The sequence below is a fragment of the Streptomyces sp. CG4 genome (assembly GCF_041080655.1).
Taxonomy (GTDB): Bacteria; Actinomycetota; Actinomycetes; order Streptomycetales; family Streptomycetaceae; genus Streptomyces.
Window position 1 is genome coordinate 7,747,843 of the sequence record NZ_CP163525.1, and the last position, 13,977, is coordinate 7,761,819.

Genomic DNA, 13,977 nt, shown 5'->3' on the forward strand with positions numbered 1-13,977 from the left:
GTGCGCACAGTGTCCGGTGGTGAGGTGGCCGGGATCCTGGTGGCCGTGTTCTGGGCGATCCTGGTCTCCTTCCTCGCGGTGGCTCTCGCGAGGGTGGCCCAGACGCTCAAGGCGACCACCAAGCTGGTGGCGGACGTGACCGACCAGGCCGTCCCGCTGCTCGCCGACGCCTCCGCCGCGGTGCGCTCCGCGCAGACCCAGATCGATCGCGTCGACGCGATCGCCTCCGACGTCCAGGAGGTCACGTCGAACGCCTCCGCGCTGTCCACCACCGTCGCCTCCACCTTCGGCGGCCCCCTGGTCAAGGTCGCGGCCTTCGGCTACGGCGTCCGCCGGGCGCTGGGCGGCCGCAAGGAGGACGTGCCCGCCAAGGCGCCCCGGCGTACCGTGATCGTGGGCCGCACGGTCCCCGCCGCACGACGCAAGCGGAAGTGAGGACGAGACCGAGCGATGTTCCGCCGTACGTTCTGGTTCACCACAGGTGTCGCCGCCGGTGTGTGGGCCACCACCAAGGTCAACCGCAAGCTGAAGCAGCTGACCCCGGAGAGCCTCGCCGCGACCGCGGCGAACAAGGCCCTGGAGACCGGTCACCGCCTCAAGGACCGCGCGGTCGGCTTCGCGCTCGACGTCCGCGACAACATGGCCCAGCGGGAGGCCGAGCTGGCGGATGCCCTGGGCATTCACGAGAAGCCCGAACTCCCCGGACCCCGGCGGTACTCCGCCATCGAGAACGACCCCAGCGACAACCGCAGCACACCGAAGTACATCGAAGCCCCTATGTACTCGTACAACCGGAATGAGGACCACTGATGGAGTCGGCCGAGATTCGCCGCCGCTGGCTGAGCTTCTTCGAGGAGCGCGGGCACACCGTCGTCCCTTCGGCGTCGCTCATCGCGGACGACCCGACTCTGCTCCTCGTCCCCGCCGGCATGGTGCCCTTCAAGCCCTACTTCCTGGGTGAGGTCAAGCCGCCGTTCCCGCGCGCCACCAGCGTGCAGAAGTGTGTGCGCACGCCCGACATCGAAGAGGTCGGCAAGACCACGCGGCACGGCACGTTCTTCCAGATGTGCGGCAACTTCTCCTTCGGCGACTACTTCAAGGAAGGCGCCATCACGTTCGCCTGGGAGCTGCTCACCAGCCCCCAGGACAAGGGCGGTTACGGCCTTGAGCCGGAGAAGCTCTGGATCACCGTCTACAAGGACGACGACGAGGCCGAGCGCATCTGGCACGAGGTCGTCGGCGTGCCGAAGGAGCGCATCCAGCGCCTCGGCATGAAGGACAACTACTGGTCCATGGGCGTCCCCGGCCCCTGCGGCCCCTGCTCCGAGATCAACTACGACCGCGGCCCCGAGTTCGGCGTCGAGGGCGGCCCCGCCGTCAACGACGAGCGGTACGTGGAGATCTGGAACCTCGTCTTCATGCAGTACGAGCGAGGCGAGGGCACCGGCAAGGACAACTTCGAGATCCTCGGCGACCTGCCGAGCAAGAACATCGACACGGGCCTTGGCCTGGAGCGCCTCGCCATGATTCTGCAGGGCGTGCAGAACATGTACGAGATCGACACCTCCATGGCCGTCATCGACAAGGCCACCGAGCTGACCGGTGTCCGCTACGGCGACGCCCACGACTCGGACGTGTCCCTCCGCGTGGTCACCGACCACATGCGCACCGCCACGATGCTCATCGGCGACGGCGTCACCCCCGGCAACGAGGGCCGCGGTTACGTCCTGCGCCGCATCATGCGCCGCGCCATCCGCAACATGCGCCTGCTCGGCGCCACCGGTCCGGTCGTCAAGGACCTGATCGACGTCGTCATCCGCATGATGGGGCAGCAGTACCCCGAGCTGATCACCGACCGAGAGCGCATCGAGAAGGTCGCCCTCGCCGAGGAGAACGCCTTCCTCAAGACGCTGAAGGCCGGCACCAACATCCTCGACACCGCCGTCACCGAGACCAAGCAGTCCGGCGGCACGGTCCTCTCCGGCGACAAGGCCTTCCTGCTCCACGACACCTGGGGCTTCCCGATCGACCTCACCCTGGAGATGGCCGCCGAACAGGGCCTCTCCGTCGACGAGGACGGCTTCCGCCGCCTGATGAAGGAGCAGCGGGAGCGCGCCAAGGCCGACGCCCAGGCCAAGAAGACCGGCCACGCCGACATGGGCTCCTACCGGGAGATCGCCGACTCCGCCGGCGAGACCGACTTCATCGGCTACACCGACACCGAGGGCGAGACCACGGTCGTCGGCATCCTCGTCGACGGCGTGTCCTCGCCGGCCGCCACCGAGGGCGACGAGGTCGAGATCGTCCTCGACCGCACCCCGTTCTACGCCGAGGGCGGCGGCCAGATCGGCGACACCGGCCGGATCAAGGTCGACTCCGGTGCCGTCATCGAGGTCCGCGACTGCCAGAAGCCGGTCCCGGGTGTGTACGTCCACAAGGGTGTCGTCCAGGTCGGCGAGGTCACCGTCGGTGCCAAGGCCCACGCCTCGATCGACAACCGTCGCCGCAAGGCCATCGCCCGCGCCCACTCGGCCACCCACCTGACCCACCAGGCCCTGCGCGACGCCCTCGGCCCGACGGCCGCCCAGGCCGGTTCCGAGAACCAGCCCGGCCGCTTCCGCTTCGACTTCGGTTCGCCGTCCGCCGTGCCGACGGCCGTGATGACCGACGTCGAGCAGAAGATCAACGAGGTGCTCGCCCGCGATCTCGACGTGCACGCCGAGGTCATGGGCATCGACGAGGCCAAGAAGCAGGGCGCCATCGCCGAGTTCGGCGAGAAGTACGGCGAGCGGGTCCGCGTCGTGACCATCGGCGACTTCTCCAAGGAGCTGTGCGGCGGCACGCATGTGCACAACACCGCCCAGCTGGGCCTGGTGAAGCTGCTCGGCGAGTCGTCGATCGGCTCCGGTGTCCGCCGTATCGAGGCTCTCGTCGGCGTCGACGCCTACAACTTCCTCGCCCGCGAGCACACGGTCGTCGCCCAGCTCCAGGAGCTGATCAAGGGCCGTCCGGAGGAGCTCCCGGAGAAGGTCTCCGCGATGCTCGGCAAGCTGAAGGACGCCGAGAAGGAGATCGAGAAGTTCCGCGCCGAGAAGGTGCTGCAGGCCGCCGCCGGTCTCGCCGAGTCCGCCAAGGAGGTCCGCGGTGTGGCCGTCGTCACGGGTCGGGTCCCGGACGGTACGACCCCGGACGACCTGCGCAAGCTGGTCCTCGACGTGCGCGGCCGTATCCAGGGCGGCCGGGCCGCGGTTGTGGCGCTTTTCACGGTCAACAACGGCAAGCCGCTGACCGTCATCGCGACCAACGACGCCGCCCGCGAGCGCGGTCTCAAGGCCGGTGACCTGGTCCGCACCGCGGCCAAGACCCTCGGCGGCGGCGGTGGCGGCAAGCCGGACGTGGCCCAGGGCGGCGGCCAGAACCCGGCCGCCGTCGGCGAGGCCGTCGAGGCCGTAGAGCGACTCGTCGCCGAGACCGCCAAGTGACAGCCCAGTAAGGAAGCGGTCGGAAATGCGCAGAGGACGTCGACTTTCGATCGACGTCGGGGACGCCCGGATCGGGGTCGCCTCGTGTGACCCCGATGGGATCCTCGCCACACCGGTGGAGACCGTCCCCGGCCGGGACATCCCCGCAGCCCACCGCCGGCTCAGGCAACTGGTGGAGGAGTACGAACCGATCGAGGTCGTCGTCGGCCTCCCCCGCTCCCTCAAGGGGGGCGAGGGTCCGGCAGCGGTGAAGGTCCGCGCCTTCGCCCAGGAGCTGGCCAAAGGCATCAAGCCGGTGCCGGTGCGCCTGGTGGACGAGCGGATGACGACCGTGACGGCCAGTCAGGGACTGCGTGCCTCGGGCGTGAAATCGAAGAAGGGCCGCGCCGTCATCGACCAGGCCGCCGCTGTGATCATCCTCCAGCAAGCCCTCGAATCCGAACGGGTGTCAGGTAAAGCACCCGGCGAGGGCGTCGAAGTGGTCATCTGATCGCGATACGGTAACGTTCCGCGCGATGCGCCGGTGTTCGAACAGTCGGCGCACAACAAGAGGCGGAACGGAAGCGGGCCACCGGCCGGCGCTCGGTCGGCCTCGCGGCTCTAGGGGATCGATGACTGAGTATGGCCGGGGTCCAGGCCCCGAACCGTGGCATCCGGAGGACCCGTTGTACGGGGACGGCGGATGGGGAGGACAGCAGGCCCACAACGGTCAGCAGTCCCCCTACGGCGGCCAGCCGCAGCATTATCCACAGCAGCCGCAGTACGGCGACTGGAGCCAGGGGCAGCAGCCCGGCTACGGCCATGAGCAGTACCGGTACTACGGCGAACAGGGCCAGCAGCAGTACGCCGGCCACGCCCAGCAGCCCTACCAGCAGCCCGGCGCCTGGAACGCGGCCGGCTCGAACGGCCAGGTGCCGTACGCCCCCGACCCCGGCGACCCGTACGCTCAGCAACCCGTCGGCTATGGCGGTGAACACCCCGACTTCTACGGCACGGACGACGCCTACCCGCCGCCGCAGCCGCCCGGCCGCAGGGGCCCCGGGCCGGAAGCGGAGCCGGAGACCGCGCCCGACGAGGAGGAGCAGCACCCCTTCTTCACCGGAGCCGGCGACGAAGACGACGACGAGGAGCACGAGCTCCAGAGCCGCCAGGGCCGGCGCGGCAAGGGCAAGAAGCCCGCGAAGAAGGGCAAGAAACGACGTACCGGCTGTGCCTGCATGGTCGTCGTCCTGGTCTTCGGCGGCGGCCTCGCGGGCGCCGGCTACTTCGGCTACAAGTTCTACCAAAATCGTTTCGCCGCGGCCCCGGACTACCCGGGCACCGGCACCAGCGAGACGGTGATGGTCGAGATCCCCAAGGGCGCGGGCGGCTGGGACATCGGCCGCCGGCTGAAGGAGGCCGGCGTCGTCAAGAGCGCCGATGCCTTCGTGCATGCGCAGAACGACATCCAGGGTGGTAACAGCATCCAGGCCGGTGCATACCTCCTGAGGAAACAGATGTCCGCCGCAAGCGCGGTGAAAATGATGCTGGACCCGAAGAGCCAGAACAATGTCGTGGTGACTCCGGGCGAGCGTAACGCGGGCGTCTACGAGGCTATCGACAAGAAACTCGAACTCGCCGACGGCACCACGCAGAAGGTCGCTGTAAAGGAGTACAAGAACCTCGGTCTGCCGGCCTGGGCGCAGAACAGCGGCGAGGTCAAGGACCCGCTGGAGGGCTTCCTCTTCCCGGGCAACTACGCGGCCGCCAAGGGGATGAAGCCGGAGAGCATCCTGAAGCAGATGATCGCGCAGGCCACGTCCAGGTATGACGCGTACGGCCTCACGGCGAAGGCCCGGGCGCTGGGCTTGAACGACGCGTTCCAGCTGGTCACTGTGGCGAGCCTGGTACAGGCGGAGGGCAAGACGCACGACGACTTCCGCAAGATGGCGGAGGTCGTCTACAACCGTCTGAAGCCCACGAACCACGAGACCAACCAGCTGCTCCAGTTCGACTCGACGTACAACTACCTCAAGGGCACCAGCAACATCCATATCTCCGAGAAGGAGATCAATGGAAACCACAACCCCTACAACACGTACACGCACAGGGGGCTTCCGCCCGGCCCGATCGGCAACCCCGGCGAGGACGCGTTGAAGGCGGCGCTGAATCCGACCCACGACGGCTGGATGTACTTCGTGGCGACCGACGGCGTGAACGACACCGAATTCGCCAAGACCAACGCCGAATTCCAGCAACTCAAGGAAAAGTTCAATGCCAGCTCGGGCAACTGACGCCCGCCGGGCCGCGGTGCTCGGTCAGCCCATCGCCCATTCCCTCTCCCCGGTGCTGCACCGGGCCGCGTACGACGCGCTCGGGCTCACCGCATGGTCGTACGACCGTTTCGAGGTGGACGAGGCCGGGTTGCCCGGGTTCGTCGAGAAGCTCGGGCCGGAGTGGGCGGGGCTGTCGCTGACCATGCCGCTGAAGCGGGCGGTCATCCCGCTGCTGGACGACATCAGCGAGACGGCCGCCTCCGTCGATGCGGTCAACACGGTCGTCTTCACCGAGGACGGCCGCCGAATCGGCGACAACACGGATATCCCGGGCATGGTGGCGGCTCTGCGCGAGCACGGCATCGAACAGGTCGACTCCGCCGCGATCCTCGGCGCCGGCGCCACCGCCTCCTCCGCGCTAGCCGCCCTCGCCCGGATCTGCACCGGCGAGGTGGTCGCCTACGTCCGCAGCGCGGCCCGCGCGGCCGAGATGCGCCAGTGGGGCGAACGGCTCGACGTGGACGTGCGTACGGCGGACTGGGCGGATGCCGGGCGGGCGCTGCGCGCCCCGCTGGTGATCGCCACCACCCCGGCCGGCACGACCGACGCCCTCGCCACCGCCGTGCCCGAGCGTCCCGCCACCCTCTTCGACGTGCTCTACGACCCCTGGCCCACCGAGCTGGCGGCCCGCTGGTCCATGTTCGGCGGTGCCGTGGTCAGCGGCCTCGATCTCCTCGTCCATCAGGCCGTCCTCCAGGTCGAGCAGATGACCGGCCGTGCACCGGCCCCCCTGGACGCCATGCGCCGCGCCGGGGAGAAGGCGCTCGCCGAGCGCTGACCTGACATATCGGCGTCCGTCTGCTGGACCGGCGGCCGGGTCCGGTGCCCGGACGTGGGAGGATCGGAGGTGGCGTACCGGGGTCGCGCACCCGGTCGCGCCGTCGCCGTACGCGAGGACGCGGGTACGGAGGGCAGTGCCGGGCGCGAACACTGAGGAGCACCGTTGAGCAGGCTGCGTTGGCTGACCGCGGGGGAGTCCCACGGTCCCGCTCTTGTCGCGACGCTGGAGGGGCTTCCCGCCGGCGTGCCGATCACCACGGCGATGGTGGCGGACCATCTGGCGCGGCGGCGGCTCGGCTATGGCCGCGGTGCGCGCATGAAGTTCGAGCAGGACGAGGTCACCTTCCTGGGCGGCGTCCGGCACGGCCTCACCCTCGGCTCCCCGGTCGCGATCATGGTGGGCAACACCGAGTGGCCCAAGTGGGAGCAGGTCATGGCGGCCGACCCGGTCGACCCCGAGATCCTCGCCGGTCTTGCCCGGAGCGCCCCGCTGACCCGGCCGCGCCCCGGTCACGCCGACCTGGCCGGCATGCAGAAGTACGGCTTCGACGAGGCCCGCCCGATCCTGGAGCGCGCGTCGGCGCGGGAGACCGCGGCCCGTGTGGCGCTGGGCGCCGTCGCCCGGTCGTACCTGAAGGAGACGGCCGGCATCGAGATCGTCTCGCACGTCGTCGAGCTGTGCTCGGTGAAGGCTCCGCAGGGTGTGTACCCCACCCCGGCCGACGTCGAGAAGCTGGACGCCGACCCGCTGCGCTGCCTGGACGCGGACGCGTCGAAGGCGATGGTCGCGGAGGTCGACCAGGCCCACAAGGACGGCGACACCCTGGGTGGTGTGGTCGAGGTGCTGGCCTACGGAGTGCCGGTCGGCCTGGGCTCGCACGTGCACTGGGACCGCAAGCTGGACGCCCGGCTGGCGGGCGCGCTCATGGGCATCCAGGCGATCAAGGGCGTCGAGATCGGTGACGGGTTCGAGCTGGCCCGGGTGCCGGGTTCGAAGGCACACGACGAGATCGTGAAGACCGACGAGGGCATCCGGCGGGTCTCCGGCCGGGCCGGCGGTACCGAGGGCGGCCTGAGCACCGGTGAGCTGCTGCGCGTGCGGGCGGCGATGAAGCCGATCGCGACCGTGCCGCGGGCCCTGCAGACCGTCGACGTGGCCACCGGCGAGGCCGCGCAGGCCCACCACCAGCGCTCCGACGTGTCCGCGGTCCCGGCCGCCGGCATCGTCGCGGAGGCCATGGTCGCGCTGGTCCTCGCGGACGCGGTCGCGGAGAAGTTCGGCGGCGACTCGGTGGCCGAGACCCGCCGCAACGTGCGGTCGTACCTCGACAACCTGCGGATCCGGTGAGCGCCGTGCCTGCGCTCGTCCTGGTCGGCCCGATGGGCGTCGGCAAGTCCACCGTCGGGCAGTTGCTGGCCGAGCGCCTCGGCGTCGGCTACCGGGACACCGACGAGGACATCGTCGCCGCCGAGGGCCGCACCATCGCCGAGATCTTCGTCGACGAGGGCGAGCCCGCCTTCCGGGCGATCGAGAAGCGGGCCGTGCACAGCGCGCTCGCCGAGCACGAGGGCGTCCTCGCGCTCGGCGGCGGTGCCGTCCTGGACGCCGACACGCGCGCGCTGCTCGCCGGGCACCGGGTGGTCTACCTCTCGATGGACGTGGAGGAGGCCGTCAAGCGCACCGGCCTGAACGTGGCCCGCCCGCTGCTCGCGGTCAACCCGCGCAAGCAGTGGCGCGAGCTGATGGAGGCCCGGCGGCACCTGTACGAGGAGGTCGCCACCGCCGTCGTGGCGACGGACGGCCGTACCCCCGAAGAGGTCACCCAAGCAGCGCTGGACGCACTGGAGTTGAAAGAAGCATGAGCGAGGCAGTCACCCGGATCCAGGTCGCCGGCACGGCGGGCACCGACCCCTATGAGGTGCTGGTCGGCCGGCAACTGCTGGGCGAGCTGGCCGGGTTGATCGGTCCGAAGTCCCGCCCGTCGCCCACCACCACCCTTAACGGAGGCGCTTCGCGCCGCAGTGATGTCCAAAGGGTCGCGGTGATCCACCCGGAGGCGCTCGCCGAGACCGGTGACGCGCTCCGCGCCGACCTGGCCGGGCAGGGCTACGAGGCGATCGCCATCCAGGTGCCGAACGCCGAGGAGGCCAAGACCGCCGAGGTCGCCGCCTACTGCTGGAAGGCGCTCGGCCAGTCGGGCTTCACCCGCTCCGACGTCGTCGTCGGCGTGGGCGGCGGCGCGACCACGGACCTCGCCGGGTTCGTCGCCGCGACCTGGCTGCGCGGGGTGCGCTGGATCGCCGTTCCCACCACCGTCCTGGCGATGGTGGACGCGGCGGTCGGCGGCAAGACCGGCATCAACACCGCCGAGGGCAAGAACCTCGTCGGTGCCTTCCACCCGCCGGCCGGCGTCCTGTGCGACCTGGCCGCGCTGGACTCCCTGCCGGTCAACGACTACGTCTCCGGGCTGGCCGAGGTCATCAAGGCCGGCTTCATCGCCGACCCGGTGATCCTGGAGCTGATCGAGTCCGACCCGGAGGCCGCCCGGACACCCGAGGGCCCGCACACGGCCGAGCTGATCGAGCGATCGATCCGGGTGAAGGCGGAGGTCGTCTCGTCGGACCTGAAGGAGTCCGGGCTGCGCGAGATCCTCAACTACGGCCACACGCTCGGCCATGCCATCGAGAAGAACGAGCGCTACAAGTGGCGGCACGGCGCCGCGGTCGCGGTCGGCATGCACTTCGCCGCCGAACTGGGCCGGCTGGCGGGCCGGTTGGACGACGCCACGGCGGACCGCCACCGTACGGTCCTCGAGGCGGTCGGCCTCCCGCTGTACTACCGCCATGACCAGTGGCCCAAGCTGCTGGAGACGATGAAGATCGACAAGAAGTCCCGTGGCGACCTGCTGCGCTTCATCGTCCTCGACGGCCTCGCCAAGCCGACCGTCCTGGAGGGCCCGGACCCGGCCGTGCTGCTCGCCGCGTACGGAGAAGTGGGCCAGTAAGTCCCCGGCTGTTCCGTCTGCCCGATTCCCGGCCTCGACTTCCTTTGCGGAATGGGCACTTCAGGCGGCCCCCGGCCGTTTCACCAAATGACGGCGGGGGACGGTACCGTTCGGTAGGCAGCGGGGTCCGGCCCCGCTGCCAGCGCGAACTGTTTGCCGCGAGTGAGCTGGAGGGGAGTGTCGGAGGCGACGGATCGAACGCGCGGAGGCCCGAAGGGCCGAGCACGATCGGGCTGTCGACACCGCCACGCCGCGGTAGCCGCATACCGGATACCGCGGCGCCCCGGAGGCGAGCGAGCCGAAGAGACGAGACGGAGTGGCCACGGATGCAGCACGCAGTGGGGTCTCCGCTGCCGCCGCCCCACCAGCCGGGGCAGCTGGCGCACGCCGGCTGGGCGTCGGCCGCACACCACCCCGGCCCGCACCCGGGAGCCCCTCAGGGGCCCGCCCCTGTGTCTCCGCCGCCGGGCTTCCCGGCACCGACCGGCGCTGTCCCGCCGACGCCCCCGCAACCCCCCGCGCCCCAGCCTCCGGTCACCCAGCTCCCGCCTCCGTCCCCGGTCCCGCACCCCGGAGTCGCGGCCGCCCCGCCGGCCCCCGACACCACCGGCCATGTACCGCTGCCGCCCGGCGGCCCGGTCGGCGTGCCGACGGTGCCCCCGGCCCCCGCTGCGCTCCCCGACCCGGCGACCACCACCCTGGCCGTCCTGCTGATCGGCCCGGCCGGCGCGGGCAAGACCAGCGTCGCCAAGTACTGGGCGGACCACCGCCGCGTACCCACCGCGCACATCAGCCTGGACGACGTCCGCGAATGGGTCCGCTCAGGTTTCGCCGACCCTCAGTCCGGCTGGAACGACAACTCCGAGGCCCAGTACCGCCTGGCCCGCCGCACCTGCGGCTTCGCCGCCCGGAACTTCCTCGCCAACGGCATCTCCTGCATCCTGGACGACGCCGTCTTCCCGGACCGCCCGGTGGTCGGCCTCGGCGGCTGGAAGCGCCATGTCGGCCCCGGCCTGCTTCCGGTCGTCCTCCTGCCGGGCCTGGACATCGTCCTGGAACGCAACGCCGAGCGCTCGGGCAACCGCCGCCTCACCGACGAGGAGGTGGCCCGCATCCACGGCCGCATGGCGGGCTGGTACGGCTCGGGCCTCCCGATCATCGACAACTCCCAGCTGGACGTCCCCGGCACGGCCAGGATCCTGGACGAGGTCTTGGCGAGAGCGATAGCAAGCCCCCCGAGCTGGTAGGCAGGGGGCAAGCGGCCCCACCTGAAGGGGCGCGGGACTGTATCGGCCTCGCGGACCCCACTCGGCCCTCCCGAATCGGCACAAACGCGACAAAACTTCTACGCTCATCTCATGTCAGAGGTGTACGCGACCCGCCGATCCCGGCTGAGAGACCACGTCACCGCGGCCGGCACCGCGGCAGCGCTCGTCACCCGCCCAGCCAACGTGCGCTACCTCGCCGCCGCGGCCCCGCAGGGCTCCGCTCTGCTGCTCGGCAGACGCGAGGACCTCCTCGTCTGCGCAGGCCCGCCCGAAGACCGCCCCTACGAGGGCCGGCCCGACGACAACCTGCGCGTACACGTCCTCCCCCCGAACGCCACCGGAGCAGGCACGGGCCCAGGCCCCGGCGACGCCGCGGTCGCCGCTGCGGGCCTGGCCGTGGCCCAGGGCGCCGACTCCCTGGCCGTCGAGGAACACCACCTCACGGTCACCCGGCACAGAGCCCTCTCCACCGTGGCCCCCGGGATCCGCCTGGGTGACCTCGGCGGGGCCGTCGAGCAGCTCCGGGTGATCAAGGACGAGGAGGAGATCTCCTGCCTCCGCATCGGCGCCGAGATCGCCGACCAGGCCCTCGGTGAGCTGCTGGAGTCCATCCTGGTCGGCCGCACCGAGCGGCACCTCGCGCTGGAGCTGGAGCGCCGTCTGGTCGACCACGGCGCGGACGGCCCGGCCTTCCCCACGTCCGTGGCCACCGGTCCGAACTCCGGCCGGCGCGGTCACCGGCCCACCGACCGGCGGGTGGAGGAGGGCGACTTTCTCACCGTGTGCCTGGGCGCGACCTACCGCGGCTACCGCTGCGAGATCGGCCGGACCTTCGTCATCGGCACCTCGCCCGCCGACTGGCAGATCGACCTGTACGACCTCGTCTTCGCCGCCCAGCGCGCCGGACGCGAGTCCCTGGCACCAGGCGCGGCCTTCGGTGATGTGGACCGCGCGGCACGCCAGGTACTGGATTCCGCCGGCTATGCGGAGGCCCTCCCACCGCTGACCGGACACGGCGTCGGACTCGAAATCGACGAGGACCCGCAGTTGGCGCCCGCGGCCATGGGTAAACTGGACGCTTGCGTGCCGGTCACCGTCGAACCGGGGGTCCACCTCCCGGGCCGGGGCGGTGTCCGGATCGATGACACGCTCGTCGTACGCCCCGAGGCGGACGGCGGACCCGAGCTACTCACCATCACGACCAAGGAGCTGCTCGCGCTGTAGCGCGTGATCCGGGGTCGTACGTCAGTCCAGGAGATTCCGCAACCGTGGCTTCCACGAACGACCTCAAGAACGGCATGGTGCTCAAGCTCGAAGGCGGCCAGCTCTGGTCCGTCGTCGAGTTCCAGCACGTCAAGCCTGGCAAGGGCCCGGCCTTCGTGCGCACCAAGCTGAAGAACGTGCTGTCCGGCAAGGTGGTCGACAAGACCTTCAACGCCGGCGTCAAGGTCGAGACCGCCACTGTCGACAAGCGCGACATGCAGTTCTCGTACATGGACGGCGACTACTTCGTCTTCATGGACATGGAGACCTACGACCAGCTGCACATCGACCGGAAGGCTGTCGGCGACGCCGCCAACTTCCTGATCGAGGGCTTCACCGCCACCGTCGCCCAGCACGAGGGCGAGGTGCTCTTCGTCGAGCTGCCGGCCGCCGTCGAGCTGACCATCCAGGAGACCGAGCCGGGCGTCCAGGGCGACCGCTCGACCGGTGGCACCAAGCCCGCCACCCTGGAGACCGGTCACCAGATCCAGGTGCCGCTCTTCATCACCACCGGTGAGAAGATCAAGGTCGACACCCGCACGAGCGACTACCTCGGCCGGGTGAACAGCTAACCGTGGCTGCCCGCAACACGGCCCGCAAGCGCGCCTTCCAGATCCTCTTCGAGGGCGACCAGCGCGGCGCCGACGTCCTGACGGTCCTCGCAGACTGGGTCCGGCTGTCCCGGTCCGACACACGGCAGCCTCCGGTCAGCGAGTACACGATGCAGCTGGTCGAGGGCTACGCCAAGCACGCGAAGCGCATCGACGAGCTGATCGCCCAGTACGCGGTCGGCTGGACGCTCGACCGGATGCCGGTCGTGGACCGCAACATCCTGCGGCTGGGCGCGTACGAGCTGATCTGGGTCGACGAGACCCCGGACGCCGTCGTCCTGGACGAGATGGTGCAGCTGGCGAAGGAGTTCTCGACCGACGAGTCGCCGTCGTTCGTGAACGGCCTGCTGGGCCGGCTGAAGGAACTCAAGCCTTCGCTCCGCCGGGCCTAGCCGAACGCTTCGCCGGGCCCGGCCGAACGCTTCGCCGGGCCCAGCCGACAGAGGGGTGCCGTGGGACTGCGGCAACCGGGTGATCCGCGGGTCGTCCGTGGTTGCTCGCGCAGTTCCCCGCGCCCCTTTGGCGTTGGTGCCACCCGGTAGCGAGACCGCACCGAAAAAGTCGTAAAAACGCCGCCGGGGTGGCCGGAAACCCATACGGGTCCGGCCACCCCGGCGGCACGTTTCTGCTCGGCTGTAGGGCGGCTCAGGCCTCTTCGTGAGTGGCCACGGCGCGGCGCGCGTCCGCGTCCAGGACGCCCCAGCTGATCAGCTGCTCGGTGAGGACCGAGGGGGACTGGTCGTAGATCACGGCCAGAGTGCGCAGGTCGTCCTGGCGGATGGAGAGCACCTTGCCGTTGTAGTCACCGCGCTGGGACTGGATCGTGGCCGCGTAGCGCTGGAGGGGGCCCGCCTTCTCGGCCGGCACGGTGGCCAGCCGCTCCAGGTCCAGGACCAGCTTCGGCGGCGGCTCGGCGGCGCCGCCAGGCGTGGTGCCCGGCAGCAGCTCCTGCACCGGAACACCATAGAAATCAGCCAGCTCGGCGAGCCGCTGTACGGTCACCGCACGGTCGCCACGCTCGTACGACCCCACCACAACGGCCTTCCAGCGACCCTGGGACTTCTCCTCGACACCGTGGAGGGAAAGGCCCTGCTGGGTGCGGATGGCCCGGAGCTTGGCCCCGAGCTGTTTGGCGTATTCGCTGGACATATAGCTCCCCGGACACTGTGTCGACGCGGTCGGAGGGTGTTCCCGCCGCGCGGCTGGTAACTCACTGTGAGGTTACGCAGCGTGACTCTTGTGCGTCAAGCCGA

Annotated in this window: 14 protein-coding genes; 13 read left to right on the forward strand and 1 reads right to left on the reverse strand. The window is 70.3% G+C overall.

Going from position 1 to position 13,977, the window contains the following annotated elements:
* From AB5L52_RS35455 to nusB, 13 genes are all read left to right on the forward strand, one after another.
* Positions 1-435, forward strand: a complete 435-nt coding sequence (locus AB5L52_RS35455; protein ID WP_351028438.1) for a DUF948 domain-containing protein — start codon at positions 1-3, stop codon at positions 433-435.
* 15 nt (positions 436-450) lie between these two features.
* Positions 451-810 carry a hypothetical protein gene (locus tag AB5L52_RS35460; protein WP_351028435.1) on the forward strand — a complete coding sequence of 120 codons (360 nt, stop codon included), beginning with the start codon at positions 451-453 and terminating at the stop codon, positions 808-810.
* Positions 810-3,482, forward strand: a complete 2,673-nt coding sequence (gene alaS, locus AB5L52_RS35465; protein ID WP_369367652.1) for an alanine--tRNA ligase — start codon at positions 810-812, stop codon at positions 3,480-3,482. Before AB5L52_RS35460 ends, alaS begins: the two co-directional genes overlap by 1 nt.
* Before the next feature lie 25 nt (positions 3,483-3,507).
* Positions 3,508-3,972, forward strand: a complete 465-nt coding sequence (gene ruvX / locus AB5L52_RS35470) for a Holliday junction resolvase RuvX (protein WP_023552096.1) — start codon at positions 3,508-3,510, stop codon at positions 3,970-3,972.
* A gap of 121 nt (positions 3,973-4,093) precedes the next feature.
* Positions 4,094-5,755 (forward strand): endolytic transglycosylase MltG, encoded by a 1,662-nt coding sequence (gene mltG, locus AB5L52_RS35475; protein ID WP_351028429.1) that lies wholly within the window; start codon positions 4,094-4,096, stop codon positions 5,753-5,755.
* Positions 5,736-6,575, forward strand: a complete 840-nt coding sequence (locus tag AB5L52_RS35480) for a shikimate dehydrogenase (RefSeq protein WP_351566987.1) — start codon at positions 5,736-5,738, stop codon at positions 6,573-6,575. Before mltG ends, AB5L52_RS35480 begins: the two co-directional genes overlap by 20 nt.
* Before the next feature lie 165 nt (positions 6,576-6,740).
* Positions 6,741-7,925 carry a chorismate synthase gene (gene aroC / locus AB5L52_RS35485; RefSeq protein WP_369367653.1) on the forward strand — a complete coding sequence of 395 codons (1,185 nt, stop codon included), beginning with the start codon at positions 6,741-6,743 and terminating at the stop codon, positions 7,923-7,925.
* Positions 7,926-7,957: 32 nt separating this feature from the next.
* On the forward strand, positions 7,958-8,440 hold the full coding sequence (locus tag AB5L52_RS35490; protein ID WP_351567215.1) for a shikimate kinase: 483 nt from the start codon (positions 7,958-7,960) through the stop codon (positions 8,438-8,440).
* Positions 8,437-9,582, forward strand: coding sequence for a 3-dehydroquinate synthase (gene aroB / locus AB5L52_RS35495; protein WP_351028421.1), 1,146 nt, complete (start codon positions 8,437-8,439; stop codon positions 9,580-9,582). The genes AB5L52_RS35490 and aroB overlap by 4 nt, the downstream gene beginning before the upstream one ends.
* A gap of 326 nt (positions 9,583-9,908) precedes the next feature.
* Positions 9,909-10,829, forward strand: coding sequence for a Pro-rich N-terminal domain-containing protein (locus AB5L52_RS35500; RefSeq protein WP_369367654.1), 921 nt, complete (start codon positions 9,909-9,911; stop codon positions 10,827-10,829).
* 111 nt (positions 10,830-10,940) lie between these two features.
* On the forward strand, positions 10,941-12,074 hold the full coding sequence (locus tag AB5L52_RS35505; protein ID WP_351566981.1) for an aminopeptidase P family protein: 1,134 nt from the start codon (positions 10,941-10,943) through the stop codon (positions 12,072-12,074).
* Positions 12,075-12,118: 44 nt separating this feature from the next.
* Positions 12,119-12,685 carry an elongation factor P gene (gene efp / locus AB5L52_RS35510; RefSeq protein WP_351028412.1) on the forward strand — a complete coding sequence of 189 codons (567 nt, stop codon included), beginning with the start codon at positions 12,119-12,121 and terminating at the stop codon, positions 12,683-12,685.
* Between the two features lie 2 nt (positions 12,686-12,687).
* A complete protein-coding gene (gene nusB / locus AB5L52_RS35515) occupies positions 12,688-13,116 on the forward strand; it encodes a transcription antitermination factor NusB (RefSeq protein WP_351028409.1) in 429 nt (142 codons plus the stop codon).
* 253 nt (positions 13,117-13,369) lie between these two features.
* On the opposite strand, the gene bldD is transcribed toward nusB, so the two are convergent.
* Entirely contained in the window at positions 13,370-13,873 is a 504-nt protein-coding gene (gene bldD / locus AB5L52_RS35520) for a transcriptional regulator BldD (RefSeq protein ID WP_014671524.1), read from the reverse strand.
* Positions 13,874-13,977 lie beyond the last annotated feature (104 nt).